Source organism: Streptomyces sp. NPDC034111, from assembly GCF_055575375.1.
In genome coordinates, this window is record NZ_JBVIST010000006.1 from 296,223 (window position 1) to 322,072 (window position 25,850).

At 70.7% G+C, this 25,850-nt stretch carries 22 protein-coding genes and 1 tRNA gene; 10 read left to right on the forward strand and 13 right to left on the reverse strand.

Features of this window, described 5'->3' with window-relative positions; translation table 11 throughout:
• Positions 1-438: 438 nt before the first annotated feature.
• The 7 genes from pheA to ACZ55A_RS17825 all read right to left on the reverse strand — a co-directional run bounded on the left by pheA (position 439) and on the right by ACZ55A_RS17825 (position 8,087).
• Positions 439-1,365 carry a prephenate dehydratase gene (pheA, locus tag ACZ55A_RS17795; protein ID WP_468840712.1) on the reverse strand — a complete coding sequence of 309 codons (927 nt, stop codon included), beginning with the start codon at positions 1,363-1,365 and terminating at the stop codon, positions 439-441.
• A gap of 151 nt (positions 1,366-1,516) precedes the next feature.
• A complete protein-coding gene (gene efeB, locus ACZ55A_RS17800; RefSeq protein WP_468840714.1) occupies positions 1,517-2,902 on the reverse strand; it encodes an iron uptake transporter deferrochelatase/peroxidase subunit in 1,386 nt (461 codons plus the stop codon).
• Complete coding sequence (locus tag ACZ55A_RS17805) at positions 2,902-5,103, reverse strand: copper resistance CopC/CopD family protein (protein WP_468840716.1); 2,202 nt, start codon at positions 5,101-5,103, stop codon at positions 2,902-2,904. The genes efeB and ACZ55A_RS17805 overlap by 1 nt, the downstream gene beginning before the upstream one ends.
• 58 nt (positions 5,104-5,161) lie before the next feature.
• Positions 5,162-5,608 (reverse strand): copper chaperone PCu(A)C, encoded by a 447-nt coding sequence (locus ACZ55A_RS17810; RefSeq protein ID WP_468840717.1) that lies wholly within the window; start codon positions 5,606-5,608, stop codon positions 5,162-5,164.
• Positions 5,605-6,249, reverse strand: a complete 645-nt coding sequence (locus ACZ55A_RS17815; protein WP_468840719.1) for an SCO family protein — start codon at positions 6,247-6,249, stop codon at positions 5,605-5,607. The genes ACZ55A_RS17810 and ACZ55A_RS17815 overlap by 4 nt, the downstream gene beginning before the upstream one ends.
• A 134-nt stretch (positions 6,250-6,383) precedes the next feature.
• Positions 6,384-7,151 (reverse strand): YcnI family copper-binding membrane protein, encoded by a 768-nt coding sequence (locus ACZ55A_RS17820; protein ID WP_468840721.1) that lies wholly within the window; start codon positions 7,149-7,151, stop codon positions 6,384-6,386.
• 117 nt (positions 7,152-7,268) lie between these two features.
• Complete coding sequence (locus ACZ55A_RS17825; protein WP_468840723.1) at positions 7,269-8,087, reverse strand: hypothetical protein; 819 nt, start codon at positions 8,085-8,087, stop codon at positions 7,269-7,271.
• A 247-nt stretch (positions 8,088-8,334) separates the two neighbouring features.
• Between ACZ55A_RS17825 and ACZ55A_RS17830 the strand changes: the two genes are divergently transcribed.
• Positions 8,335-8,829: an ATP-binding protein gene (locus ACZ55A_RS17830; RefSeq protein ID WP_468840725.1), complete on the forward strand. Its 495-nt coding sequence runs from the start codon at positions 8,335-8,337 to the stop codon at positions 8,827-8,829.
• A gap of 410 nt (positions 8,830-9,239) precedes the next feature.
• Positions 9,240-9,884, forward strand: a complete 645-nt coding sequence (locus ACZ55A_RS17835) for a TetR/AcrR family transcriptional regulator (protein ID WP_468840727.1) — start codon at positions 9,240-9,242, stop codon at positions 9,882-9,884.
• Positions 9,885-9,891: 7 nt separating this feature from the next.
• Here the strand turns inward: ACZ55A_RS17835 and ACZ55A_RS17840 are convergent, their stop codons facing one another.
• On the reverse strand, positions 9,892-11,349 hold the full coding sequence (locus tag ACZ55A_RS17840; RefSeq protein ID WP_468840729.1) for an aminopeptidase P family protein: 1,458 nt from the start codon (positions 11,347-11,349) through the stop codon (positions 9,892-9,894).
• Positions 11,350-11,500: 151 nt separating this feature from the next.
• Positions 11,501-13,024: a PP2C family protein-serine/threonine phosphatase gene (locus tag ACZ55A_RS17845; protein ID WP_468840731.1), complete on the reverse strand. Its 1,524-nt coding sequence runs from the start codon at positions 13,022-13,024 to the stop codon at positions 11,501-11,503.
• Positions 13,025-13,743: 719 nt separating this feature from the next.
• On the opposite strand from ACZ55A_RS17845, the gene ACZ55A_RS17850 reads away from it, so the two are divergent.
• Positions 13,744-14,529, forward strand: coding sequence for a bifunctional DNA primase/polymerase (locus ACZ55A_RS17850; protein WP_468840733.1), 786 nt, complete (start codon positions 13,744-13,746; stop codon positions 14,527-14,529).
• Positions 14,530-14,666: 137 nt separating this feature from the next.
• A complete protein-coding gene (locus tag ACZ55A_RS17855) occupies positions 14,667-15,305 on the forward strand; it encodes a hypothetical protein (protein ID WP_468840735.1) in 639 nt (212 codons plus the stop codon).
• 241 nt (positions 15,306-15,546) lie between these two features.
• Here the strand turns inward: ACZ55A_RS17855 and ACZ55A_RS17860 are convergent, their stop codons facing one another.
• Both ACZ55A_RS17860 and ACZ55A_RS17865 read right to left on the reverse strand, forming a co-directional pair.
• Complete coding sequence (locus ACZ55A_RS17860) at positions 15,547-16,515, reverse strand: DUF5926 family protein (RefSeq protein ID WP_468840737.1); 969 nt, start codon at positions 16,513-16,515, stop codon at positions 15,547-15,549.
• A 210-nt stretch (positions 16,516-16,725) separates the two neighbouring features.
• Positions 16,726-17,337, reverse strand: coding sequence for an ATP-binding protein (locus ACZ55A_RS17865; protein WP_468840739.1), 612 nt, complete (start codon positions 17,335-17,337; stop codon positions 16,726-16,728).
• On the opposite strand from ACZ55A_RS17865, the gene ACZ55A_RS17870 reads away from it, so the two are divergent.
• Positions 17,294-17,419 carry a hypothetical protein gene (locus ACZ55A_RS17870; protein WP_266105151.1) on the forward strand — a complete coding sequence of 42 codons (126 nt, stop codon included), beginning with the start codon at positions 17,294-17,296 and terminating at the stop codon, positions 17,417-17,419. The two genes, ACZ55A_RS17865 and ACZ55A_RS17870, sit on opposite strands and share 44 nt — an antisense overlap.
• Before the next feature lie 58 nt (positions 17,420-17,477).
• On the opposite strand, the gene ACZ55A_RS17875 is transcribed toward ACZ55A_RS17870, so the two are convergent.
• Entirely contained in the window at positions 17,478-18,323 is an 846-nt protein-coding gene (locus tag ACZ55A_RS17875; RefSeq protein WP_468840741.1) for a glycerophosphodiester phosphodiesterase, read from the reverse strand.
• 445 nt (positions 18,324-18,768) lie between these two features.
• Here ACZ55A_RS17875 and ACZ55A_RS17880 point away from each other — a divergent pair, with 445 nt between their 5' ends.
• The 4 genes from ACZ55A_RS17880 to ACZ55A_RS17895 all read left to right on the forward strand — a co-directional run bounded on the left by ACZ55A_RS17880 (position 18,769) and on the right by ACZ55A_RS17895 (position 21,901).
• Positions 18,769-20,268, forward strand: coding sequence for a S1C family serine protease (locus ACZ55A_RS17880; protein WP_468840743.1), 1,500 nt, complete (start codon positions 18,769-18,771; stop codon positions 20,266-20,268).
• 53 nt (positions 20,269-20,321) lie between these two features.
• Positions 20,322-20,408, forward strand: a tRNA-Ser gene (locus ACZ55A_RS17885).
• Between the two features lie 292 nt (positions 20,409-20,700).
• Entirely contained in the window at positions 20,701-21,399 is a 699-nt protein-coding gene (locus ACZ55A_RS17890) for a hypothetical protein (RefSeq protein ID WP_468840745.1), read from the forward strand.
• Positions 21,400-21,418: 19 nt separating this feature from the next.
• Positions 21,419-21,901: an NUDIX domain-containing protein gene (locus tag ACZ55A_RS17895; protein ID WP_468840747.1), complete on the forward strand. Its 483-nt coding sequence runs from the start codon at positions 21,419-21,421 to the stop codon at positions 21,899-21,901.
• Between the two features lie 42 nt (positions 21,902-21,943).
• Here the strand turns inward: ACZ55A_RS17895 and ACZ55A_RS17900 are convergent, their stop codons facing one another.
• Positions 21,944-24,979, reverse strand: a complete 3,036-nt coding sequence (locus ACZ55A_RS17900) for an NACHT domain-containing protein (RefSeq protein ID WP_468840749.1) — start codon at positions 24,977-24,979, stop codon at positions 21,944-21,946.
• Between the two features lie 198 nt (positions 24,980-25,177).
• On the opposite strand from ACZ55A_RS17900, the gene ACZ55A_RS17905 reads away from it, so the two are divergent.
• Positions 25,178-25,342, forward strand: coding sequence for a hypothetical protein (locus ACZ55A_RS17905; protein WP_468840751.1), 165 nt, complete (start codon positions 25,178-25,180; stop codon positions 25,340-25,342).
• The last annotated feature ends 508 nt before the right edge of the window (positions 25,343-25,850 follow it).

Genomic DNA, 25,850 nt, shown 5'->3' on the forward strand with positions numbered 1-25,850 from the left:
GGCGCGCCGAGTGATCCACTGCGTGGGCGGCGGGAGTTGAGCCGCGGGTTTTCCCCGGCGAATCCCCCAGTTGTCCACAGGGGTGGGCGGTTCCCGGATTCTTATCCACAGGCTGTGTGTGAGATCTGTGGAAGTCGGAGGTGATCATTCCGCTCCCGAAATGCTCGGCTATGGAATCCCTGGCCAAACCCTGTTCATGCACTCTTTCGTGTGGGATTACCTCGCCCTAAAGGATTGATCGCGTAAATTGCGCTGACGGCGTCCGAGCTGAGGTGCTGTGGAGTGATGTGCCACGGTGTGGTGTCAGTAGGGCGATATGTCGACTCTGTCCGACTCTTCTGTCGACTTACCCACAGGTCGAGAACCGAGCCTGTGGATAACTTTGTGGACAACTCACAGCCGCCCCGAACCCGCAGGTCGCCCCCGACTCTGAGCGGCTCAGCCGCGCCCGTCCAGACAGCGCGCCAGCCAGTCCGACGCCTCGGTGAACGCCGAATCAGACATCTGCCCCCGCACGGTCGGCGCCATCTCGTCCGCCCGCGGATACGAGCCGAGGAACCGCACATCGCGGCAGATCCGCTTGAGCCCCATCAGCACCTCGCTGACCCGGCGGTCGGTGATGTGCCCCTCGCAGTCCACCGAGAAGCAGTAGCGGCCGATGCCCTCGCCGGTCGGCCGGGACTCGATCCGCGTCATGCTGACGCCGCGCACCGCGTACTCCTGGAGCAGTTCGAGCAGCGCACCGGGGTGGTCCTCGGACAGCCACAGCACGACCGAGGTCTTGTCCGCGCCGGTCGGCGCCGCGGGCCGGGCCGGTCGGCCCACCAGGACGAACCGGGTGGCGGCGTTCTGTGCGTCATGGATGTCGGTGACCAGCGGCTCCAGCCCGTACGTCGCCGCCGCGAACTCACCCGCGAACGCGCCGTCGTAGCGGCCCTCCTGCACCAGCCGCGCGCCGTCGGCGTTGGACGCCGCCGACTCCCACACGGCCTCCGGGAGTTGGGCCGCCAGCCACTTGCGCACCTGCGGCTGGGCGACCGGGTGCCCGGTCACCGTCTTGATGTCGCTGAGCACCGTTCCGGGGCGCACCAGCAGCGCGAAGGCGATCGGCAGCAGCACCTCGCGGTAGATCATCAGCGGCTCGCCGCCGGCGAGTTCGTCGAGGGTGGTGGTCACCCCGCCCTCGACGGAGTTCTCGATCGGCACCAGGGCGGCCGCGGCCTCACCGGCGCGCACCGCGTCCAGGGCGGCCGGCACCGACACCATCGGCACCAGCTCACGGGTCGCGGCCTCGGGAAGGCTGCGCAGCGCGGCCTCGGTGAAGGTGCCCGCGGGGCCGAGATACGTATAGCGACTGGCCGACATCGTGAGCACTCCTCGCGTAACTGCGGGGGCACCCCGCCGATCTCTCCCTGTCCTGCCACGATACCCAGCCGCACCGGCCACCGGGCGGGACTTCCAGCGGGCGGACGGACCCGCTGAGCTCCGGACGACAGGCCCTAGGGGGTGTTTCCCCCTAACCCTCCAGCAGCGGCTGCCCGACGTACCCGCCCCGCTCCGCGGCCGGGGGCACCGCGAACAGTCCGCTCGCCTCATGCCGCAGGAACGGCGACAGCGCGTCCCCGCGGTCCAGCTTCCGCTGGACCTGGGTGAAGGCGCGCAGCGGGTCGGCCTGCCAGCAGATGAAGAGCAGTCCGGCGTCGGGGGCGCCGTCCTCCCGGTAGCCGTCGTGGTAGGAGAACGGCCGGCGCAGCATCGCCGCACCCTGGTTGGACTCCGGCGCGGCGATCCGGGCGTGCGCGTTGGCCGGGATGACCGGCAGCCCGTCCGGCCCGGTCGCGTCCAGCCGCATCGGGGTGGTCTCCGAGCCGCCGCTCAGCGGCGCCCCGGTGTCCTTGCGGCGGCCGATGACCCGCTCCTGTTCGTGGCGTGAACGCTTCTCCCAGTCGTCCAGCAGCATCCGGATCCGGCGGACGACGGCGTACGAGCCGCCGCGCATCCACTCCTGCCCGGCGTCCCGCCCCACGAAGATCCGCCGGTCGAAGTCCTGGTCGGTCGGCTTGGGGTTGTTGGTGCCGTCGACCTGGCCCATCAGATTGCGGGCGGTCATCGGGTGCGCGGTGGCGCCCGGTGTGCGGTTGAAGCCGTTCATCTGCCAGCGCAGCCGGGCGCTGCCGGCCGCGTCCTTCTGGAGCGCCCGCAGCGCATGGAAGGCGACCAGCGCGTCATCGGCACCGATCTGGATCCACAGATCACCGTTGCTGCGCCGGGGATCCAGCGCATCGGCGGAGAAGTCGGGCAGCGGATCGAGCTGTACGGGGCGGCGCTTCGTCAGACCCGTACGGCCGAAGAAGCTGTGGCCGAAGCCGAAGGTGACGGTCAGCGAGGACGGCCCGGCGTCCAGCGCGACCCCGGTGTCGGCGTCCGGGGTGCGGCCGGCCATCAGCTCCTCGGCGGTCCGCGACCAGCGGCGCAGCAGTGCGGCCGCGGCCTTGCGGTCCGTGCCGGGCAGCAGGTCGAAGGCGACGAGATGCCCGTTGGCCTGCAACGGCGTGGTGATCCCCGCCTGGTGCCTGGCGCGCGCCGAGCGGAACGGCACCTCGGTCGAGCCGAGGGTGGTGAGGGCCTTGGGGGCGTCGTCCTCGGTGGCGGAGACCCCGAGGGCGGCGCCGGCCCCGCCGACGACCAGCCCGGCCGCGCCGGCCGCGCCGACGGTACCGAGCAGCCGCCGCCGGGAGAACTCCAGGGAGTTCTGCGGGGCGGCGGCCGTGGACGCGGCGGACCCGGCGCCGGAAGTCTTGCCACCGGAAGTCTGCGAAGTCTTGCCGCCGGAGGTCTTGCCGCCGGGGGTCTTCGGGTCGGCCGCCCGGGGGCCGGTGGCCTGCTCGGTTCGCTTGCTCATCAGCCGATCTTCACGTTTCTGATCTCGGTCACCTGGTCGATGTCGGAGGTCCGTACGAGCAGCGAGAGCTGCCACTTCCCGGGCACCGGCAGCTGGACACGGCTCGCGCGCCAGCGGCCCTTGCCGAGGTGCTGGGGGACGACCGGCAGCGGCCCGAGCTTCTTGGCCTTCTGCGTGAAGGAGACCTTCACCTCCGGGACGTCCATGGCCCGGCCCGACGGGTCGGAGAGCCGCAGCCGCAGCTCATGGGAGCTGCCGCCGCGCGTGGGGCCGAGGTCGAGGCGGGCGGTGCCCTTGCCGTGCGGACCGCCGGTGTCGAACGGGACGGTCAGCGACTGCGGCCGGTCGGCCACGGCGGACCGGCCGCCCGAAGCGGCCTTGACCGCCTCTTCCGTACGGGCCGGCTCGGTGGCGGTCAGCACCGTGGTCACCGCCAGCAGGACGACGGCGACCGACGCCTCGGCGAGGACGGACCGGCGCAGCCCCAGCCGCTCCGGGTCCGCATCGCGCAGCCGCTTGGTACGGGCGGTGCGCAACGCGGCCCGCTGACGGGCGAGTTGGGCGGCGCGGGCGGGGTCGGTGGCGGGGTCCGCGGCTGAGCCGGTCCCGGAGCCGGAGCCGGTCCCGGAGCCAGCACCTGCCTCGCTCCCGGCCCCGGTACCTGACCCGCTCCCGGTCCCGGGCGCGGTGGCCCCGTCGGGGACGAGGGCGGGCACCGGCTCGTTGGCTGGCGCGGGCTCGTGATCGGGCGAGGACTCGTCGGCAGGCACGGGCTCGCGGTCCGGGCCGGGCTCGTGGTCCGGGCCGGACTCGTCGGCGGCGGCCGCCGGTACCTCGCCCAGCCGCGACGTCCACCGCCGCGACAGCCAGCCGATCCCGACCAGGACCACCACCAGCCCCGCCTTGAGCAGCAGCAGCCGCCCGTAGGAGGTGCCGGTCAGCGCGCTCCAGGTGCCGACCTGGCGCCAGGACTGGTAGACGCCGGTGGCCACCAGCACCACCACGGAACCGAACGCGATCCGGGAGAAGCGGCGTACCGCGCTCCGCTCGACCGGCGGGCCCCAGTACAGGGAGACCACCAGCGCCGCCAGCCCGCCGAGCCAGGCGGCCACCGCGAGCAGATGCAGCACATCGACCGGCATCGCGAGGGCCGGCTGAAGGCCGGTCGAGGCGTGTTCGGCCATCGCCCAGGTCGCGGCGAGGCCGGTGGCGACGATCACGCCACCGATGCCGAGCCCGAAGGTGAGGTCCTTGCGCCGCCTGGCCTCCTCGGCGGCCGAGGCACCCTCGTCCTCCGTGGACCCGTCCTCCGAGTCCTCGCCTGACGGGCTCCCGTCCTTCGTCTGCTCCGTCTCCTTCGTCTCCTCCGTCTCCTCGGCCTCCCCGGCCGGTTCCTGCGCCCGGGCGTACGCCCCGAAGAGCACCGCCACGAACAGCGCCGCGGCCGCGAGCAGCAGCAGCCGGGAGACCAGCGCCGCGCCCGGCTTGGTGATCAGCACCTGCTGGAGGCCGCCGAAGTCGAAGACATCGGCGAGATCGCCGGAGCCGGTGTACGGGTTGCGCAGCAGCAGCATCGCGACGGTGGTGCCGGTCAGCAGCGCCCAGCCCTGGACGACCAGCCGCTGTACGGACCGTACGAGGGCAGCGGCCGGCATGCAGGCCACCACGAACGCGGCGCCACCGGCCAGCAGCACGAACCCCGCGTACGCCAGATAGCGGGCGATGCCGTAGAGCGCGCCCACCAACCCGCCGCCGGCCTCCTGCTGGAGCACCGCCGCGGTCGTCTTCGAGGGCGCGCCGACCGAGAAGGTGAAGGCGCCGGAGACCGGGTGGCTGTCGGCGGAGACCGCCTGCCAGGCGACGGTGTAGGTACCGTCGCCGAGCCCCGCCGGCAGCTCCGTACCGTATTTGACGGTGCTGCCGCTGGAGAGATTGCGCAGCTTGCCGCGGTCCACCCGCTTGCCCTGCGGATCCAGGACCCGGATGGAGTCGTCGCCCATGGCCACGCCCTCGGAGAAGGTGAGCGCCACCTGTTCGGGGGCGCGGTCCACCACCGAGTCCTGCGCCGGTGTACTGCCGGTCAGCGCGGCGTGCGCGGACGCCGGGACGGCGCCCCCGAACAGCGCGCCGGCCAGTGCCACCGCGACGAGCAGCACCCGCAGTACGGCGGACCGCCGCGGCCGTGGCCCGGTGATGACCATAGTGATCGCTCCCTCAACTGCCGTGTGAGTGCGGTTGCGTGCCGTACCGTGCCGCCCGTTACTTCTTCGGTTGGTAGTTGACGGCCCTGACCGGGATGCTCACCCTGACGGGCTCGGCATGGGCGAACTGAAGCTGGACGGTGATCTGGTCGCCCTTGGTCGGCTTGTACTTGAGGCCCATGAACATCACGTGGGCGCCGCCGCGGGCGAGGTCGAGCGTGCCGCCCTCCGGTACCGGCAGCGAGGGGACGCGCTCCATCTTGTTGCCGACCGTCTTGTGGATCGAGACGTCCTTGGCCATGTCGGTGGTGACCGAGACGAGCTTGTCGGCGGCGCCGTTGTTCGTGATCGTGAAGAACGCGCCGGCCATGTCCTTGGTGACCGGCTGCGGCATGTACGCGCCGTCGACGGTGAACTGCGGGCCGCTCTCCCCGGTGTCGCAGCCCGCCAGGGCGAGAGAGGCGGTCAGGGCGAGGGCGGCGGCGAGGGTGGTGCGGCGGTTCACGGGTTCTGTCCCTTGATGATCTTCGGAAGTGCCTTGGTGTAGTTGTCGGAGGTCGCGTCCTGCATGCCCATCCAGTGGATCTTGTCGTCCTTGGGCGAGCTCAGCAGAACCTGCGCGCCATGGGTGGAGACCACATCGCCGTTCTTCTTCTTGACCGGCTTCTCGATGCCGATGTTCACGCTCCGCGCGCCGGCCTGGATGGTGTCGAAGGAGCCGGTCAGCCCGACGAAGTCCTTGTTGATGCCGCCGAGCCACTTCTTGAGAGCACCGGGGGTGTCGCGCTCCGGGTCGGAGGTCACGAACACCACCCGCAGATCCTTCTGCTCCGCCTTGGGCAGCTGCTTCACCGCGACGGCGATGTTGGCCATCGTCAGCGGGCAGACGTCCGGGCAGTTGGTGTAGCCGAAGTAGATCAGCGTCGGGTGGCCCTTGGTCTTCTCCAGCAGGTCGTACTTCTTGCCGTCGGAGTCGGTCAGGACCAGGTCCGGCTTCTCCATCGGGCTGTCGAGCGTGACGAGCGGCTTGGCGGTGGTGCCGCCGGAGACCTCGGCGGCGGGCTTGTTCTCGTCGCCGCCGCAGGCGGTCAGGCTGAGGGCCGCGGCCGCCGTGAGGGCGGACGCAAGCAGGGTCCTTCTACGCATTGCAGATCTATCCCATGTGTTCTGAGGTCCCGGCCCCGTGGCCGTCGCCGGGAGCGGTGTCCCGTCGTGCGGGCCCCGGGGGCCGGGAAGGGGTGCCGGGGCCGGCGCGGGCAGGGCGCCGGCCCGTGCGGTGGTCAGGCGCTACGGCGCCGGCCGGCGAACACGCCGAAGCCGACTCCGATGACGCCGACGACGATGCCGACGGCGCCCAGGACGCGCGCCGTGGTGTCGCTGGAGGACGTCTCCGCGGCGGCCGCCGTGGTCTTGGCGCTGCCCTTGTCCTCGTGGTCGTCCACGCCGGAGGCGCCGTGGCCGTCGTCCTCCGCGGCGGTGAGCTTGAGCACCGGCGCGGGGTTCTCCGGCTCCGGGCCGCCCTCCTTCGTCGGCTCGATCCAGCGCACGACCTCCTTGTTGTCGTACGTCTGAAGCGCCTTGAAGACGAGCTGGCCGGCGTCCTCGGGCAGCTGCCCGACGGACACCGGGAACTGCTGGAACTGGCCGGGCTCGATGCCCTTCCCGTCGGCGGTCCAGGTGATCTTCGAGGGCGCCTTGTTGATCTTCTCGCCGTGCATCTCGATCGGCTTGGCGAGCTTGGCCTTGGTGACCGCCACCTTCCAGCCGGGCACCGGCTGCGGCATGGCGGACGCCAGCGGATGGTCGGTCGGCAGGGTGACCTCGACCTTCACCGTGGAGGCGTCGTCCCGCTCGTTGGGCACCTTGAAGTTGACGGTCGCGAAGCCGCCCTTCGGGGCCGTGCCGGGCTGCACGCTCACGTGCGCGAAGGCCGGGCCGGCGAGCAGCAGCAGGCTGCCGGCCGCGACACCGCCGATGAGCGGCAGCCGCGAAAGCCGCGCGATCTTCGACGACTTCGACGACTCCGGCGACTTCGAGATCTCAGACATCCGTAAACACTCCACAGGAAGGAAAACGCAAGGGTGACGTGGTGGGTGGCGCGCGTGCGGCGACGGCGCGCGAGAGCCCGTACCCGTCCTATGGGAGCGTGCGTGCTTCGCGTGACGTCAGGCCGCGAGGGCGAGGGAGGGCGGACCCCGCCTGACGACACTGTGGTGGAGTACGGGGTCCTGCGGGCCGGGTTTGTCATCCCCGTACGAAACGGGGGCGCGCAGCGCCTTGTCGTGCGCTGCGCCGAGGCCCGTGATCAGGGCGCGTACCAGCGCGAGCGCACCGCGCACCGCACCGATCAGGGTGCGTACGGCGCTCTCGTACGCCGGGGCCGACAGCCGGACCAGCCGCCACAGCGCCGCCTCGCCCCGCCGCAGCAGCCAGCCGAGCGCGAGCGCGGCCAGCAGATGCCCGATCAGCATGGCCATCGACGGCAGCGGACCGGGCGGGGTGAGGCCCGCCGTACCGTGCCCGGCCGGTACGGGCAGCCCGGCGGCGGAGCCCGCCCCGAAGCCGCCGGGACCGAGGATCCGCCGCGCCTGTGCGGCGTCGAGCCGGGTGGCGTCCAGCCCGCACATCACATGCCGGGCGAGGGAGACCGCGGCCTGGTCGGTGAGCCCGCCGCCGCCCGCCCTGCCGGGCGTCGTCATCGCCGTCGGCTGCTGCCCCCAGGCGAACAGGGAGTGCAGCGCCAGCTGGCCCAGCGCGAGTCCCGCGGCGATCCCCGGCAGCGAGCGTTCCCGTCCGGCCAGCGGAGCGGCGAGTGCGAACACCGCGGCGGCCGCCACACCCAGCGTCCACAGCGGGACGGCCGCGCAGGACGCGATCATGTGCCCGGCCGCGGACAGCGCAACACAGACCGCGGTGAAGACCGCGGCCCTCAGCAGCCGCAGATCGGCGGCCGCGCGCGCTGGGGGGACGGACGGGGCAAACATGGCCGCGCCATCATCCCACTGCCCCCCTCCGCCACCTACGGCAGGGCGGCGTCGAGCGGGTGCTGATGGGAGCGTCAAGGGCGGTCGGCGGGGCGCGCGACGGCGCGTGCGCGGCGCTGCACCTACACCGATGCGCTCAGTCTTCGCATCCGCCGAATGAGCGGTATCACGTCCCGGACACGCTTACGGACCTTGAGGCGAGGCAATACGTATCGATATGTCGAGCCGCGGCCAGGAGGCTGGAGCGATGAGCATCTGGTGGTCACTCCAATTGCGGCGCGAGGCGGCGAGTGTGCCGCTCGCCCGTCGCCTGCTGCTGGGCACGATGGAGACGGCGGGTGTCGACCCGGAGATCTGTTACGACCTGTCGGTGGCCCTCTCCGAAGCCTGTGCGAACGCCGTGGAACACGGTGGCGACGCCGTCGGCGAGGACTATCGCGTCACGGCCTTCATCGACGGCGACACCTGCCGCATCGAGGTCACCGACTCGGGCCCCGGCTTCGGCCGCACCGTGCCCCCCGCCCCGCCGCATACCGCCGCGGACCGCGCCCGCACGCCGGCCCCCGTCCCCACCCCCGCGCAGGCCCCCGCGTTCGCGGAGGAAGGCCGGGGGCTCTTTCTGATCGAGGCCCTCACCGACCACGTCCGCTACCGCAACCGCACCGGCCGCCCCGGCGCGGTGGTCAGCTTCGACAAGATCCTCAAGTGGCGCGAGGGAGCGGCGCTGCCGATGGCGTCGTGACGCGAGGCGCGGCGGTCCGGAGGCGATACGCCCAACGGTGAGCGCATGCCCGCCGGGTGACGCCGCGTACGCCCGCGGGACCGAATCGGCCGCACGGCCTGCGCGCCGGTGAACTCTCCGCCCGGCCAAGGGAATTGTGCAGCCTGGGCCGGGCCCGGACAACCGACATATGGGGCGGAAGAAGAGCTCCGCGTCTTCGTGTCAAACCGGGTGAACGTCGGAAGTCGAATAGCTGTCCGGAAATCGCCCGTTGAGAGTGGTGGCAGCGCGGTCTCGCGGTGGGAGGACCTCCCCCGCGGCGTCCCCTGTCCCTGCGAGACCAGCGCACACCAGGACTAAAGCGAACTGCTTCGCGTTAGTCTTTGTTGGACAATACTTGGCGTGATCCCGCACTGCAATACGGAGCCCTCGTGGTGACAGCGCACCAGGCCCCGGGCGAGAGCCGGCCCGGTGGGCGGACGGCCCGCACCCGGCAGGCCGTATTAGCCGCCGTACTGGCGGAGTTGGGCGACGGCGGGTTCGCCGGACTGACGATGGAGAAGGTCGCCCAGCGCGCGGGAATCCATGTGGCGACGCTCTACCGGCGCTGGCGCTGCACCGAGGGACTGGTCTGCGAGTCGCTGACCGATCTGACCGGCAGTGTGCCGCTGCCGGACACCGGCAGCCTGCCCGGGGATCTGCGGGCGCTGGCCCATGCGATAGCCGCCTTCTACGCGCAGGCGCCGATGTGCCGGCTGATCGAGGCGGTGGTCTCCGCAGCGGCCCGGGACCCGCGGGCGGCCTGTGTGCTGCGCACCTTCTTCGACGAGCGGCTGCCGCAGGCGGGCCGGATGGTGGAGCGGGCCGTCGCCCGCGGTGAACTGCCCCCGGAGACCGATCCGGTGGAGGTGGTGGCGGCCCTCGGGGCGCCCTTCTACTACCGGATCCTGATCGCCCGTCGCCCGGTGGACGCCGCGCTGGCCGAGTCCGCCGCGACCGCCGTATGGGCGGCGGCCCGCGCGGGCGCCTACGCGCGGGGGCCCGTCGGGCCGGCGGCCGTGGCCACCGGCCCGTGAACCAGGGTTACTTCCTGAGGCCGGCCATCCACGCCTCGACCTCGTCCGACCGGCGCGGCAGCGCGGCGGACAGGTTCCGGTTGCCGTCGTCCGTCACGAGGATGTCGTCCTCGATCCGGACACCGATCCCGCGGTACTCCTCCGGCACCGTCAGATCGTCCGCCTGGAAGTACAGTCCGGGCTCGACGGTCAGCACCATGCCCGGCTCCAGCGTGCCGTCGACATACGCCTCGGTCCGGGCCGCCGCGCAGTCGTGTACGTCCAGGCCGAGCATGTGGCCGGTGCCGTGCAGCGTCCAGCGGCGCTGGAGCCCCAGCTCCAGCACCCGCTCGACCGGGCCCTCGACCAGGCCCCACTCGACCAGCTTCTCGGCGAGCACCCGCTGCGCCGCGTCGTGGAAGTCGCGGTAGGCGGCGCCCGGCTTGACCGCCGCGATGCCTGCCTCCTGGGCCTCGTAGACCGCGTCGTAGATCTTGCGCTGGAGGTCGGTGTAGCGGCCGTTGACCGGCAGGGTGCGGGTGACGTCGGCGGTGTAGAGGGTGTGCGTCTCCACACCGGCGTCCAGCAGAAGCAGGTCGCCGGAGCGGACCGGGCCGTCGTTGCGGACCCAGTGCAGGGTGGTGGCGTGCGGGCCCGCGGCGCAGATCGAGCCGTAGCCGACGTCATTGCCCTCGACGCGGGCGCGCAGGAAGAACGTGCCCTCGATGTACCGCTCGGACGTCGCCTCGGCCTTGTCCAGGACCTTCACGACGTCCTCGAAGCCGCGCACCGTCGAGTCGACGGCCTTCTGGAGCTCGCCGATCTCGAACTCGTCCTTGACCGCCCGGGCCTCGGACAGGTACACCCGCAGCTCTTCGTCGCGCTCGGCGGTGACCTTGTCGGTCAGCGCGGCCTCGATACCGGCGTCGTGCCCACGGACGACCCGGACCGGTCCGGTGGCCTCCTTGAGCGCCTCGGCCAGCTCGCGTACGTCCTTGCAGGGCACACCGAGCAGCGCCTCGGCCTCGGCCAGGCTGTGCCGGCGGCCGACCCACAGCTCGCCCATGCCGTTCAGCCAGAACTCGCCGTTCTCGCGGTTGGAGCGGGGCAGGCGGTAGACCGTCGCCCGGTGGCCCTTCTTGGTGGGCTCCAGGACCAGCACGCTGTCGTCGGTCTGGTCACCGGTGAGGTAGACGTACTCGGTCGACGCGCGGAAGGAGTATTCGGTGTCGTTGGAGCGGGTCTTCAGGTTGCCCGCCGGGATCACCAGGCGCTCGCCGGGGAAGCGCGCCGAGAGCGCGGCGCGGCGACGGGCGGCGTTCGGGGCCTGCTCGACCGGCTCCAGGTCGCGCAGCTCGGTGTCGGCCCAGCCGCTCTTCATGTTCTCCGCGAGCTCATCCGAGACGCCCGGGTAAAGGCCGTTCTTGCGCTGCTTGATCGGCTGCTCGTCCTCGTCCGGGGTCTCCGGCGTGAGCTCGTCGGTCACAATGCCTCCTTTTAAGACTGAACCGCATTCCATCGTATGTGTGGACGGATAGCGGTCCAGAGGGCCGAAGGTGTGACCTCTCCGGCACCACGGCCGGAGCGCGCGTACGGGACGCCGCAGCCGCGGGGCGCTCCTTGCCGTGCTGGGTGCGTTACTCCTCGAAGTACGCCGCCAGCAGCACCACGTCCTCCTCCGAGGTCTCGTCCTCCAGGCCCTGCGGCAGCATCGTGCGCACGATGTGGTCGAGCACCGCCTCCGGATCATGGCGGCTCGTCCTGGGGACACCGGCGGCGGCCGCGTGCAGCCGGGCGAAGGCGCGGTCCATCGGCTCGCCGGTGCGGTGCAGCAGCCCGTCGCTGTAGAACAGCAGGGTCTCGCCGCCGGCCGGTTCGATCTCCACGCTCGGCGCTTCCCAGCAGGCCAGCATGCCCAGCGGTGCGGACAGCGAGGTCTCCACGAACTCGGTCCGCAGATCGCCCAGGATCAGCGGCGGACAGTGCCCGGCCCCGGCGAGCACCAGCTTGCGGGCGAACGGATCGGTGATCCCGCCCGGCATCGGCGTCGCGGGCGGCCCGCCGGGCGCACCGGGCGGCGGCTCGGTGAACGCGAACAGCGCGGTGGCGCTGCGGGCCGGCTCGGTCAGCCGCAGCAGCAGCTCCAGGTCGGAGAGGACCGCGACCGGATCCTCGCCCTCCATGACCGCATACGCGCGCAGCGACGCCCGCAGCCGCCCCATGGCGGCCACCGCGCTCGGCCCGGAGCCGGTCACCGAACCGACGGCCAGGCCCAGCGCCCCGTCGGGCAGCGGCAGCGCGTCGTACCAGTCGCCGCCGCCGCGCGGACCGGTGCTGTGCCGCACCGCGAGACGTACGCCCGGGACCCTCGGCAGCCGGTGCGGCAGCAGCTCCTCGCGGAGGGTGTCGACGGCCTGCCGGCTGCGGTGGAGTTCGAGGAGACGGGCGAGGTGCGCGGCGGCGTGCGCGCGGTAGAGGCCGACGAGATGGCGCTGGCGTTCGGTGGGTTCGGCCGGTTCGTCGTAGAGCCAGACCGCGGCGCCGGTCCGGCCGATGGGGGCGGCACTGAGCGGCACGGCGTAGCTGGCGGCGTACCCGAGGCGGGCGGCGACCTCGCGCAGGCGGGGGTCGAGGTCCTTCTCACCGGGGATGTCGGGTTCGGCGATCCCGGGGGTGTCGTCACCGGCTGCGCCCGGCTCGGGGAGGCCGTCCAGTATCCGGGCGTACGACAGGGCGCGGCGCGGGATGGTCTCGATGGTGCCGATCTCGGCGTGGCCGAGACCGAGTCCGACGGTGGTCTCGGGGCCGAGCCCGTCGGCCGGGGCGACGACGACCATGCCGCGGCGGGCGCCGACCAGCAGGGCGCCGGCGCGCAGCAGTTCGTGGAGGGCGTCGTCCAGCGTGCGGGTGCGGGCGAGCTGTTCGGTGAGGTCGTGCAGGGTGCTGAGGTCGGAGATCCAGCCGGCCAGCCGGTCCTGGACGGCGGCGAGTTGATCGACGACGGCCCCCTCGGGGGAGAGGTCCGATGCGGGGCGGGCGTCGTCCTGACCGACGTCCGTAGGGGTGCCGGAGCCGCCCGAAGGGGCGTCCGCGGGGGTCTTCACGACATGCGGGCCGGCAGTGTGCGCTGGGGTGGGGAGAGCTGGTTCGATTCCAGCCACTTTCGGTACGTGAGGGGTGGTCATGGCCGACGGCTAACGTCGCGCCAGGCTTTGTCCCAGGTCAGGACGGAGTTTGGTCGGGAGTGTGGCATTTCGTTGAGTGCTGTTGTGCGGTGCGTTCGGCCGCGCAATTTCCTCAATAGCATCGCAAACCCCCATGTCATGCTGCTCCGCTATCAATGCTCCACATGTACACGCATCAACGATGTGATGTCCAGCACTGTTCCCATGGGGTTTGTGGTGTCAACGAGGTCTGTAGATTGGCCTGAAAAAATCCCCCCGAGCGTCAATTTGCGGTCGACTGACGGCGATCGACAGCGCGTCATCACCACAGTGGCGGGTACGTAATCGGAGAAAGTGCGGGGCCAGTTGGGTTCGCACCGGAACTCTCCGGCGGGCACCGGCGTCTCATACGACGAAGACCGCGACGCACTCCCATGGCGGGGACTGCACTACGGAAGCGCAAGCGCCATGCGCGCGCCACCCCCCGCCACGTTCCACGCTCGGCGTACGGCGTGATGCGCTGCCTTGTACACGCGGTGACCAGTGATCCACGTGGCGTGATCGATGTGCGATCGACCCCGGGGTGCACCACCGGGCCGCAAGAACGCCACACCATGGCACCCAGCGGCGCGGCGCGAACGACGGTGAACCGGCAAGCAGTGCCATGTAGTGCGATGGACGAAGCCCTCGGCGTTTACGGAAAGGAACGAGCGCTCATGCGCGAGATCCTCGGAAGGCGACGCAAGCTCCTGTTCCGGCGCGGCGGAAGGTCGGCGCTGCTCGGTGCGGCGCTGCACTGCGCCACCGAGTGGCAGTGGCCGGTACTCCCCGGAGTGGGCCTGCGGTCCGCCGGCCGGCAGCCGGCCGGCGCCCGGCTCGGACTAGGCGACCGCCCCACCCCTCGGTGCAACTGTCCCGACCCCGACTGTGTGGTGCCCGGCGCGCACCCCTTCGACCCGGGTCTGCTGGCGGCCACCACAGACGCCCGGATGATCCGCTGGTGGTGGACCAACCGCCCGGACGCCCCGATCGTGCTGGCCACCGGAGGGCGCGCCCCCTGTGCGGTGAGCCTGCCCGCGGTCGCCGGCGCCCGTGCCCTGGCGGCCCTGGACCACTTCGGCGTACGCCTCGGCCCCGTGGTGGCTACTCCTACCCGCTGGTCGCTGCTCGTATCCCCTTACGGGCTACCGGAGTTGGGCGAGCTGCTGCACTCCCAGGACTGGGTGCCGAGCTCGCTGCGCTTCCATGGGGAGGGCGGGTATCTGGTGCTTCCGCCGTCCCCGGTCGGCGCCGGGCGGGTGCGCTGGGAGCGCCCGCCGGCCTCCCCCAAGCTCTCAACTCCTCCCCCGCTCTCCACTTCGTTCGAGCGGGGGGACCCCCATGCGCAGGGGGGACCCCCGTCCCCGGCCGCGCCCTGGCTGCCGAAGGTGGCCACGATCGTCGACGCCCTGGTCATGGCGAGCACCGGCACTCCGGACGGCGGCAGCAAGCTCGCGTACTGAGTTCACCCGTCCGGGTGCGACCTGCCCGGTCACTACGGGAAACGAGCGCCCAGGTGGCCGGGTGGCCCCGCATCGGCCGATAGGTTCGGCGCACCGTCAAGCCGTCGTCGGCGGCATCTCAAGTGCAGGTGGGGCCCATGCAGCGTGCGCAGAAACTCCGCATGACCGGGCTCGCCGGCGCGGTGGTGCTCGCCATCGCCGTGCCGCTGGGTGCGGCGATGGCCGGCCCGGCGGATGTGTCCCTGTCGGGCACCCCGGTTTCGGCGGCCCGGTCGGGGGTGACGGGCCAGGCCGAAAACAGCTCTTCCATCGGAAAGGGCGTTGTGGCTGAAAAAGGCGCCAAAGTGGGCAAAGGTTCCGCGAGTGGCGCCCGCGTCCGCCGGCCCTCCGGCCCCGCCACTGGGCTGCCGCGCCTGGCCGGACGCACCGCCCACTGCGGCCCCGAACTCGCTTCCGCCCAGGGCGTCGAAGCCCAGACCTGCGTCCTTGCCGAGCGCGGCCGGACCTGGGCGCGGACGTACTACCGGAACCTCACCGGCGGCCCGCTGCGGGCCGTGCTGACACTGCTGCCGCCGGCCGGCGGGACCGTGCAGGTGAACTGCGAGGTGCCGGCGGGCGATGCGCCGGGCGTGTGCGAGACCCCGGCCGGTGCGACCGTGCGCCGGGCGCGGTCGGTTTACGGCGCGGTGGCGGAGATCTCCGATGCGGCGGGGGAGCGGCTGCTGCTGCACTCCGGCAGCAACTCTGCGGCGGCGGCGAGTGGTTCGGACCACTGACGGTGCGGGGCGCCGGCGGCACCCGGCCGACCGGGCGGAGTGCCCGGTTCCGGATATGGAAGCGCCCGGTCGCTGGCGACGGGGGATGCACCAGCGACCGGGCTTTTAGAACCGTAACAAGAGATCCGCGGTTAGCAAATTCGATCGTGGATTTCCGGACGCTTATTTCTCGGCGCCTACCGGGAGTTGTGACCGGTGTCACCCAGAGGGCCCGGGCGGTGCGTCCACCCGGGCCGCCCGGTCAGCTCAGCGTGATCTGACGGTTGGTGAGCCCGCCGCGCGCCCGGCGCTCGTCGGGGGACAGCGGGGCGGTGGCCGCCAGGGCCTCGGCCAGCCGCTCGGCGAACGCCTCGGCCGGCTTGGCGACCTCGTCGGCACCCATCGAACTGGGCAGGTCCCAGACCGGAACGACCAGGCCATGGGCGCGGAACGAACCGACCAGACGGGTGCCTTCACCGAGCGAGGAGGTGCCCGCCGCATGCAGCCGGGCGAGCGCGTCCAGCAGCTGCTCCTCGGGGTGGGAGGTGACCCAGCGCAGATGATTCTTCTCGGGGGCCTCGCACCAGTACGCGCCCTCCAGGCCGGGGATCCGGGCGGTGGGGATGGCCGCCGCATTGGCCCGCTCCAGGGAGGCGGCGACCTCACCGGTGGCGTTCTCCGCGTTCTCCACCCAGAACTCGAATCCGGTGTGGACGGTCGGCTCAAAAGGCGCGTTCAGATCGAGCAGATCCTGGAGCCGGGGACCCTCGGCGGCGGGCCGGCCGGCAGCGACCGGAGTGCCTGGTTCCGCGGCCAGTGCGCGCTGGAGGGTGTCCGCGAGGTCCCGGCTGATGTCGCCGGAGGCGGTGTCGTTCTGGAGCCCCAGCATCACCGCGCCGTTGTCCCGGCGCAGCGCGGGCCAGGCCATCGGCAGGACGGTCGCGAGCGTCACGGAAGGCACGCCCTCGGGCAGTCCGCCCTTCAGCGTCAGCTCGGCGGTCGCGGCCGGCACCAGCTCGCGCATCGCCACCCAGTCGCACTCACCGGGCAGGCCCTCGAAGGGGCGCTGCACCAGCTCGGTGACGGCGTGCGACGCGCGCCGCCCGTGACACGCCTTGTACCGGCGGCCGGAACCGCACGGACAGGGCTCACGAGCGCCGACGACCGGCACCTCACCGTCCTTGATCTGCGGTGCTGCGGCCTGGGGCTGGGGACGGCGCTTCTTGGCCATGGCGACGGGCTCTCCTGGTCGTTCCTGGGCTGACGGACGCGTTTCGGCGCGAGCCTAGAGGATTGCGTACCAGGTCGCGTTCGCCTGTGGACAACGCCGTGTCCCGCTCCGGGACCGGCGATTCGCCCGCCCGCATGGGCCTGACGCCCGCCCCCTCCCGCCCGTCGCGGGCCGCCCGCCTGTCGCGGGCGGCGCTTGGCGTGACTGCCGCTACGTCAGGTCGTCGAAGTCCATGAACGCCGGTGCCGGCCGCCGTCCGTGCGACGGCAGTGCGGACGGCAGACCCGGTGTCAGGTCGGCTGCCCGGTCGGGCGTCAGATCCACGCGCGTAGCGAAGGCGCCTTGAAGAGAGAGCACGGCCCAGACCGTCACCTCGCCCGGGGCGGTGTCGCGTACGCCCCAGTCCTTGGCGAGCGACCGGATGATCGCCAGCCCGCGGCCGCCGTGTGCGGTGACCGAAGGAGTGGCCGGAAGTGGCCGGGTCGGTCCGCCGCCGTCGGTGACCGCCACGGTCAGCCGGCCCTGTGCGTCGATCCGCCAGGACGCCCGCACGGAGGCCGGCGGGACATCGTGCGACGTGTCCTTCGATGCGGCTCTCGCGGAACCAGGTGATCCGTTTTCGTATATCGGACGCGCATGGCGACACGAATTACTCAGAAGCTCCGAAAGAATAAGGACCGCGTCATCGACGACACTGTCCTGAACTCCACTTGCCAACAGCTCATCTCGCATGCGCCGCCTGGCCATGCCCACACCCGCTGGGCCATGGGGTACGGCCATGATCGACGACGTCGGCACCTCTTGTGCCACCACCAACGCCACCCCCGAGACCTCCTTTGCCCCACGCCACGGGATGAATGCCCCAATGGACTGGACCGGAAACCGGCCAAGCGGCACGCAGTGACGCACTCGACACAATCGAATACTCGCCGAATGCGCCGGTGCACACCCTGTGATGAGCTTTAGCCAAGGCCGAGTTGCCTTCGTACCTGCTTGGGGCGATTTGTAATCACCGCGTCCACGCCCAACTCCTGGCACAGCTCGACATCTGCCGGTTCGTTGACCGTCCACACATGGACCTGGTGGCCCGCCTGGTGCGCCCTGGCGACGTACTCGGGGTGCGAACGGAGGATCCGTATACCCGGGCCCGCGATGCCGACACCGGCCGGCAGCCGGCCGTCGCGGTAGCGGGGGGTGAGGAATTGCATCAGGTAGACGACGGGGATGCCGGGCGCCGCGGTCTGTACGCGGTGCAGCGAGCGCGCCGAGAAGCTCATGACCCGGACCGGAGAGGTCCAATGGGGGCTCATGGCCGGTTTTGTATGCCCGAACCGGCCCAGCAGCTCGACCAGCCGCTCCTCCACCTGTCCGGCCCAGCGCGTCGGGTGCTTGGTCTCGATGGCCAGCTCGACCCGCCGGTCCGCGTCCGCGACCAGCTCCAGCAGCCGCTCCAGGGTCAGTACGGACGTCCGCTCCGGGTCCTCGTGCTGCCGGTCCGGCGCCTCGTTGCCGTACGCCTCGTCCTTCCACGACCCGAAGTCGAGCGTCGCGAGATCGGCGAGCTCAAGGGTGGAGACCGCGCCGCGCCCGTTGGAGGTGCGGTTCACCCGCCGGTCGTGGACGCACACCAGATGGCCGTCCGCGGTCATCCGGACATCGCACTCCAGCGCGTCCGCACCGTCCTCGATCGCCTTGCGGTAGGCGGCCAGGGTGTGTTCCGGGGCATCCTCGGAGGCACCGCGATGGGCTACGACGGACATGGCGGGACGACCCGGACGGGCCTCCTGGGCGGGGCGTGCATAGGTCACCGCGTTATCGTGCCATCCGCCGTCGCAGGGCCGCCCGGGTGTATCCCAAGGTGCGGAACCGGGGATGCGTCCGCTTTGTCCGGCATAAAGGATGAGGGGACAGTCACAGCCTCGGCTTACGGCGCTCTGACGCGCGGTGGGAAAGGCTGGGAGGGACACTCGCCCGTAAACCGGCCGGACCGGCCCGCCCCGGACCGGCCCGACGGCGGACCGTCCGCCCGCGAACCCGGGCCGGAAACCCGGCCCGGATCCGCGGATCCGCCGGTCCGCCGCCCCCGGACCGGCGGACCGGGACTCGCCCGGATCGCCCGGATCCTGAATCCTGGAGTACCTGGGTAGGGGTCACCGGTGGACCCGCAGCGAGGAGCTGTACGACCCGCAAGACCCGTAGGGGCCGCAGACCCGTACGGGACCGTAAGGCCCGCGTGAAGCTGAGGAGAGAGCTGTGAGCACCGAGAACGAGGGAGCCGCCGTCCCGTCGGAGGCCAAGCCGCCGACCGGGCCGAAGCCGGACAGCGCCCCCGCGTCCGCCTCCGGCGCCCAGACTCCCCAGGCCCCGCCCGCGCCCGGCACGCCCCCGCCCCCGGCCTTCGCCCCCACCGTCGCCCCGGCCCCCGAGGGCCCCGGCGATCAGGGCGGCACGCCGCCGGGCGCCGGGCACCCCGCCGACGGGCCGCCCCCCGCCCCCGGAAGCGAACAGACCGCCCAGATCCCTGCATACGCCGCGGCCGGCCACGGCTCCCCGGGCGGCGGCTGGGGCCAGCCCCCGTACGGCGGCGGTGGCGGCGGTCACCCCTGGGCCGCGCCCGGCACCCCCACCCCCAAGCGGCGCAACGGCGGTCTGATCGCCGCGGTCCTGGTGGCCGCGCTGGTCGCCGGCGGAGTCGGCGGCGGCATCGGCTTCTGGGCGGCGGAACGCGACGACAGCGCCTCGACCACGGTCTCCGCGCCCGGCGACATCGGTGCGCTCAACCGCAAGCCCACCTCGGTCTCCGGCATAGCCCAGAAGGCGCTGCCCAGCGTTGTGACGATCGAGGCGCAGGGTGCCACCGGCGAGGGCGGCACGGGCACCGGCTTCATCTACGACAAGCAGGGCCACATCCTCACCAACAACCACGTCGTCGCGAGCGCCGCCGACGGCGGCAAGCTCACCGCGACGTTCTCCGACGGCAAGAAGTACGCCGCCGAGGTCGTGGGCCACGCCCAGGGCTACGACGTCGCCGTGATCAAGCTCAAGAACGCCTCCGGCGCCACCCTCAACCCGCTCCCCCTCGGCAAGTCGTCCCACGTCCAGGTCGGCGACGCCACCATCGCCATCGGCGCCCCCTTCGGCCTGTCCGGCACGGTCACCACCGGCATCATCAGCGCCAAGGACCGCCCGGTCGCCTCCAGCGACGGCGGCGGCACCCAGGCCTCGTACATGAGCGCCCTCCAGACGGACGCCTCGATAAACCCCGGCAACTCCGGCGGCCCCCTGATGGACGCCGCCGGCAACGTCATCGGCATCAACTCCGCGATCCAGTCGGCCGGCAACGGCGGCGGCCTGGGCGAGTCCAGCCAGTCCGGCAGCATCGGCCTGGGCTTCGCCATCCCCATCGACCAGGCCAAGCGGGTCGCCCAGGACCTGATCAAGACCGGCAAGCCGGTCTACCCCCAGATCGGCGTCCAGGTCGGCATGCGCGAAAGCGGCGACGGCGCAACCATCGCCCAGACCGGCAACAACGGCTCCGACGCGGTCACCCCCAACGGCCCGGCCGACAAGGCGGGCCTGCGCCCTGGCGACACCATCACCAAGCTCGACGACACGGTCATCGACAGCGGCCCCACCCTGATCAGCGAGATCTGGCAGCACAAGCCCGGCGACGAGGTCACCCTGACCTACAAGCGCGGCGGCAAGGAGCACACCACCAAAGTCACCCTGGGCCAGCGCACAGGCGACAAGTGACGCGCTAGTCTGATCCCCGCGACACCCGCGCCCCCGGCGCAGCGGTGCCGTGGGGAGGCTTGCCCGAGCGGCCTAAGGGAACAGTCTTGAAAACTGTCGTGGCGGCAACGTCACCGTGGGTTCAAATCCCACAGCCTCCGCCGAGGTCAGCTAAGTAGCTGGTCAGAAGGGGTGCCCGAGAGGATCGGGCACCCCTTCTGTGTCTGGCCTGTCTCACCCCGGATCGCGGGTATCCCGGCTTTGACCAGCGTGTGTGGACGGGGCGTGGACGGGGATCAGGAGCCTTCGCTCTCCCGCTCCGCCGCTCGCATGGCCCGTTCGATCAGCGCATTGGCCTGGTCACGCCTTCCGTCCAGCACCTTGGCGTAGAACTTGTAGAGCACGGCCACGCTGTGGCCCGCGCGGCGGGCGATGACCTACCAGGGCGCCGCCATGGTGCTCGGCAAGCTCGGCGAGAACGAGCTGGCCTGGATCGCAGCAGACCGAGGGCTCGCCGCGGCACAGCTGAGTGAGAACAACGTGATCACTGGGTCGCTGTTCCGGTCCGTGACGCACTGCCTGCTCTCCACCGGACGCTTCGAGACGGCCGCGCAGCTCGTGAGGGACGCCGCAGGTTTCCTAGAGCCGGGGCTCGACGAGCCGACGCCGGCATACCTCTCCGTGTACGGCACGTTGTTCCTCACCGGAGCCATGGCTGCAGCCCGGGCGGAGGATCGAGCGACCACCCAGGAGTTCCTCCGAGAAGCTGAGAGCGCCGCATCTCGGCTCGGAGCCGACGCCAACCACATGTGGACGGCCTTTGGCCCGACGAACGTGGCGATCCACCGAGTGGCCACCGCCGGCGAGCTGGGCGACATGCAGATCGCTGCGGAACTCGGCCCGCAGGTGGACACAAGCAGCCTTCCGGTAGAGCGGCGCGTTCGGCACAACCTGGAAGTCGCACGGGCACTCAGCGCGTGGAACCGTACAGACGAGGCACTCGCCGCAGTACTCGAAGCCGAACAGCTCGCGCCCGAGCAGGTCAGGCACCACTACATGAGCCGCGATCTTGTCCTCGGCTGGGTCCGCGGCACCCGAGGACGCCCGACCCGACCGATCGCCGACCTGGCCGAGAGGCTGCGCGTCGTGTGAGCTGGTTAGGCTCGTTCGCATGAGCGACAACGAGCACGAGGCGAAGATGGCGCGCCCGAGAATGGCCTCGGGCGCGCTGTTCTTTGATGATCAGGGTCGGGTCATGATGCTGGAGCCGACGTACAAGGACTACCGGGAGATCCCGGGCGGCTATGTCGAGACCGGCGAGTCTCCGCGCCAGGCGTGCATCCGGGAGGTGCGCGAGGAACTGGGCATCGAGCCGGAGATTGGGCGACTCCTCGCGGTGGATTGGGCTCCCAGCCAGACGGAGGGCGACAAGGTCCTCTACATCTTCGATGGCGGAGTTCTGGCCCCAGACCTGCGGGGACGGATCGAACTGCAGTCATCAGAGATCGGGTCGTACGACTTCCACCCTGCTGCCACCCTGGCAGGCCTCACGATTCCTCGACTCGCGCGGCGAATCGAGGCTGCCGTCCAGGCCAGGACCACAGGAAGAGTGGCCTACCTGGAGCATGGGCGTGAGCCTCAGCACGCGGTATGACCGGCCAGACCAGCCGAAGAGTGACAACCTTTCTCTACGGGTTCAAGGCGGCTCGCTTTCGCTCGCCACGCGCGCCCCTTCCCCCGTCCAGGCCTGCGCTCTTGTCTCCGCCTCGCTCCAGTCCAGGGCAGCGTGGTCCCGTTTCCACGCTCTCATTGCCAGGGCCCAGGCCGCTCGTGCGCGGGCAAAGTCGTGGAGGGAGACGTTATCGGCGAGGAGGTTGACAGGTTGGGTACCCGCCACCCTCGCCAGGGCCTCGGCCGCCCCCGTGCGGTCGACGTCGCTGAAGGAGGTGTTGTCGACGAAGGTGATCAGCCGGTCAACGCCCGCATCCTGGTAACCCTCCACCCCCACAAGACCCTCGGCTGCCTTCACGCGGTCGACATCGTCGAGGGAGGTGTTGTCAGCGAAGGCAATCAGCCGGTCACCCGCCGCATCCTGGTAACCCTCCACCCCCACCAGACCCTCGGCCGCCTTCACGCGGTCGACATCGTCGAGGGAGGTGTTGTCGGCCAAGGCAATCAGCCGGTCACCCGCCGCATCCTGGTAACCCTCCATCAACGCCAGGGTCTCGGCCGCCTTCACGCGGTCGGCGTCGTCGAGGGAGGTGTTGTCGGCCAAGGTGATCAGCCGGTCAACGCCCGCATCCTGGTAACCCTCCACCTCCGCCAGAGCGAGGGCCGCAAACGTGAAGGTGTCACCGTCGAGGGAGGTGTTGTCGGCGAAGGCAATCAGCCGGTCGGCCCCCGCATTCCGGTAACCCTCCACCCCCGCCAAGGCGCTGGCTGCCCCCGCGCGGGAGAAGTCGTCGAGGGAGGTGTTGTCGGCGAGCTGAGCAAGAAGTTCAGCAGCACGGTCCCGGTAACCCTCCACCCCAGCTAGGGCCTCGGCCGCACTCACACGCTCGAGGCCGTTGGAGGAGGTGCTTTCGGCTATGGCGATCAGCGGGTCGGCCCCCTCATTCCGGTTCCCCCCCACCCCCACCATTACCTCGAACGCCATTACGCGGGAGATGCCGTCGAGGGAGGTGTTGTCGGCGAGCTGAGCAAGAAGTTCAGCAGCACGGTCCCGGTAACCCTCCAGCCCAGCCAGGGCCTCGGCCGCCGCTATGCGGTCAAAGCCGTGGAGAGTGTTGCCTTGAGTGAACGATTCGAGTTGTTCTGCTGTGGGCGCAGTGGGGAGGTTTGTCCTTAATCTCACCTGCTCTATAAGGAAGTGGTAGGCGTGTACTCCTGCCTTGCAGGTGAGAGCTTCGATCCTGGTAATGGTCGCGGCTGCGGTGGCGTCGGGGTAGGTGAGGAGGCCGTCGAGGAGGAATCCCAAGTAGGACGGTTCGGTAGCTGGAACCTGGGGCTTCCGCCAGGTAGGGAACAGTTCGTCGAGGAGTTTGGCGCGTGCCTGTGCGTCTCGTGTGGCGTAGCGGGCAGCGTGGTACTCGAGGAGGGTTTGGTGGGGGAAGATTAGGCCATCTGCGCGGTGGGCCAGCAAGCCAGTGTGGCGGAGAAGGTCCTCCAAGAACGCGTCCCAGGTCTTCCGGTGTACCTTGCTGGGGCGGCAGACGGCCCCGTGCGAGGCCAGGGCCTCGGTCACCGGCGCCTGATTTCCCGTAAGCCATTGGTGGGCCAGGTAGTCGACCAGCTCGAGCAGCCGTTCGTGGACCTTCCGCGCGGCGGCCTCGGCCTCCTGCCGCGCCCGCGGAGTCTGCACGCTTTCCACGAGGCGCTGGATCGCTCCTTCGTGGCTTTCGGCGACGCGCTTGCTCTGGTTGCTCTCGTAGAGCAGGTCGGTGAAGGCTTCGTACACCGCGGTGCGCCCATCGGGCAGCGGGCGTTCAGGTGTGGCGAGGTAGAGCTGGCAGAGCATGAAAGCCATCAGCGGCGTGCGGGCCAGCTCAACCAGTCGGACGGTGCGAAGCGCGCAGATGAACTGCTGAGCACGATTAGTGGCCTCTTGCCGCGGCCATCGGGTGCTGAAGAACTTTTCGACGTAGGTGTGCAGATCATCGCTCGTGAAGGGCTGCAGTTCGTAGTGCGGGACGGTACTGCCGAGAACGGTGAGTTCGTCCTTGCCCAGTGGACGAGTGGCCACGACGCAGCGGTATAGCGGTGGGTCTTGTGTGACGGCGTTGGCCAGTTTCTGCAAAACGGCGCGACGCTGCTCGGCATTGGGGAGCTCGTCGAGGCCGTCGACGAGCACCTGCCAGTAAGCGCCGGCGCATGGCCGCTGAAGGAAGCGGGCCCTGGCCAGTTCTGGGTTCCGACCGTACCGGGAGAGCTTTCTGGTGGCGGCGGCGAGCGTATCGGGTACCGATGTCTCCTCCCCAACCAGGTCGCGTGCGCTCACCCATACCGGGACTGCCCCAGAGGACTTCCCAGCGCTCTGTGTGTTGTTAATCCATTCACCTGCAACATCGCGCAGGTGAGTGCGCAGCAGCGTGGACTTGCCAGCTCCCGGGCCGGCGATGAGCACACATACGCGATGATCCGTCCTCCGGAAAGCCGCTTCTGCCGGCTCGGCTGCGGGGCCATTGCCAGGCTCGGCATCCGCGTCGTCGACTGCAGGATTGCTGCGTTGGCGCACGTGGACCTCGGCCAGGGACGGTGGATCTACCTGGCCGAGGATGTCCAGATACGGGTGCTGCCCGGCGGCCTTCCGGGCAGCTTCAAGGTAGCCGCGCACCTCCTCGTCCAGGCTGGTCCTGCGCTGGGCCTCCGCGTAGAGCTCGCGCCAGTAGCGGCGGAGCGTGTCCTCAGAGGTTCTGTCGCGGAGCTGGCCGGTCCACCGCAACATCACGGCGACCACAGACCACAGGGCCTCAAAGCTCTGCGGCACGCTGGGGTCCTTCTCCGGCTTGGGAAACCAGCCGTTGACCGTCTGTAGGGGCAGGTCCCGGCCGTCTTTCCCCTTCCCACGTGGCCAGGGCTCGTCCTTGGGGCGGCCAGCGGAGGCTCGCTGGCTCCTGTTGGCCTCTTCGACCGCGGCCTTTTCGGTCTTCCCCTGCTTAAGCAGGTCGTCGCGAAGCTGCCCTAGTCGGGTCGCCAGGGCTTGCCGACCCGCGGGCTCTTCCTTGGTGCTCACGGCCTTACCTTTCTCTCCCCGGAGCTGCTCCCATCCGGCGTGATCCGGTGACCAGGATCGGACAGCTCTGTGGCCTGGGAGCTTGCTGCCAGAAATCCGGCGATCTGGGATCCATGGCGGTGCCCTTGGAGGGCTGGCGACAGTGCTCGTGGCCGCCTCGTCCCGGGGCAGTCGAGACCTCTTGTGGAAGGATCACCCATGGATATCCGGTGGGCAGCGATGTTCCTGGTCGGGCTCGCGATCCTTGCGATCGCCGCCGTAACCCTCGCCGGCCTGGCGCTCAAAGACACCGCGTCACAGGACCGCGCCGGCATCCTGCGCGCCGTCGCGGTACTGGTGCGGGAACTGCGCTGGCGCCGATGACAGCCGCACCTAGCCGCCCGTCGCCTCACTGCCTTCAGCCCACCCTCGCTGGGCAGAAGGCAAAGCGAAGCCGAGGTCGAGCCATGCCGGGCGTCGTGCTCCGGCAACGCGATGCTGAGGCGAGCCCCGCCCCTCTGCCTTGCGACGAGCTCCAGCCCGTCATCGAACACCGCCCAGTGCTCAGCTAACTCGTCCCTGTCACCCGCTGCCGCCATGACTTCACATCATGCCGGACAGGCCCAGCGCACCGTACAACTCCGCACCACTTGCGCACCGATGATCGCGGTACGGGATTCCCAAGCTGGTGGCCCTTTCGGCGCGCCTGTTGCACTCCCACTCGGACCAGCAAGCGCCTTTCCAGGCGTCAGAACCCGGGCCACGGTGCCCAGAACCGTGGACTCACCATCAAGCCGAAGGGGAGACCGCATGGCTAAGCGTGGAGAGCCGACGAAGGCAGGTGGTCGGTGTCAGCGGAAGGTGGTGACGGGTACCGCCCGGTGTCCCATTC

Bases quoted from the DNA above. Each gene is read 5' to 3' on its own strand.
- ACZ55A_RS17805 (WP_468840716.1), bottom strand. From the start codon at position 5,103: ATGGTCATCACCGGGCCACGGCCGCGGCGGTCCGCCGTACTGCGGGTG.
- ACZ55A_RS17830 (WP_468840725.1), top strand. From the start codon at position 8,335: ATGAGCATCTGGTGGTCACTCCAATTGCGGCGCGAGGCGGCGAGTGTG.
- ACZ55A_RS17820 (WP_468840721.1), bottom strand. From the start codon at position 7,151: ATGTCTGAGATCTCGAAGTCGCCGGAGTCGTCGAAGTCGTCGAAGATC.
- ACZ55A_RS17825 (WP_468840723.1), bottom strand. From the start codon at position 8,087: ATGTTTGCCCCGTCCGTCCCCCCAGCGCGCGCGGCCGCCGATCTGCGG.
- ACZ55A_RS17860 (WP_468840737.1), bottom strand. From the start codon at position 16,515: ATGGCCAAGAAGCGCCGTCCCCAGCCCCAGGCCGCAGCACCGCAGATC.
- ACZ55A_RS17815 (WP_468840719.1), bottom strand. From the start codon at position 6,249: ATGCGTAGAAGGACCCTGCTTGCGTCCGCCCTCACGGCGGCCGCGGCC.
- ACZ55A_RS17850 (WP_468840733.1), top strand. From the start codon at position 13,744: ATGCGCGAGATCCTCGGAAGGCGACGCAAGCTCCTGTTCCGGCGCGGC.
- ACZ55A_RS17895 (WP_468840747.1), top strand. From the start codon at position 21,419: ATGAGCGACAACGAGCACGAGGCGAAGATGGCGCGCCCGAGAATGGCC.
- ACZ55A_RS17855 (WP_468840735.1), top strand. From the start codon at position 14,667: ATGCAGCGTGCGCAGAAACTCCGCATGACCGGGCTCGCCGGCGCGGTG.
- pheA (WP_468840712.1), bottom strand. From the start codon at position 1,365: ATGTCGGCCAGTCGCTATACGTATCTCGGCCCCGCGGGCACCTTCACC.
- ACZ55A_RS17890 (WP_468840745.1), top strand. From the start codon at position 20,701: ATGGTGCTCGGCAAGCTCGGCGAGAACGAGCTGGCCTGGATCGCAGCA.
- efeB (WP_468840714.1), bottom strand. From the start codon at position 2,902: ATGAGCAAGCGAACCGAGCAGGCCACCGGCCCCCGGGCGGCCGACCCG.
- ACZ55A_RS17905 (WP_468840751.1), top strand. From the start codon at position 25,178: ATGGATATCCGGTGGGCAGCGATGTTCCTGGTCGGGCTCGCGATCCTT.
- ACZ55A_RS17870 (WP_266105151.1), top strand. From the start codon at position 17,294: ATGATCGACGACGTCGGCACCTCTTGTGCCACCACCAACGCCACCCCC.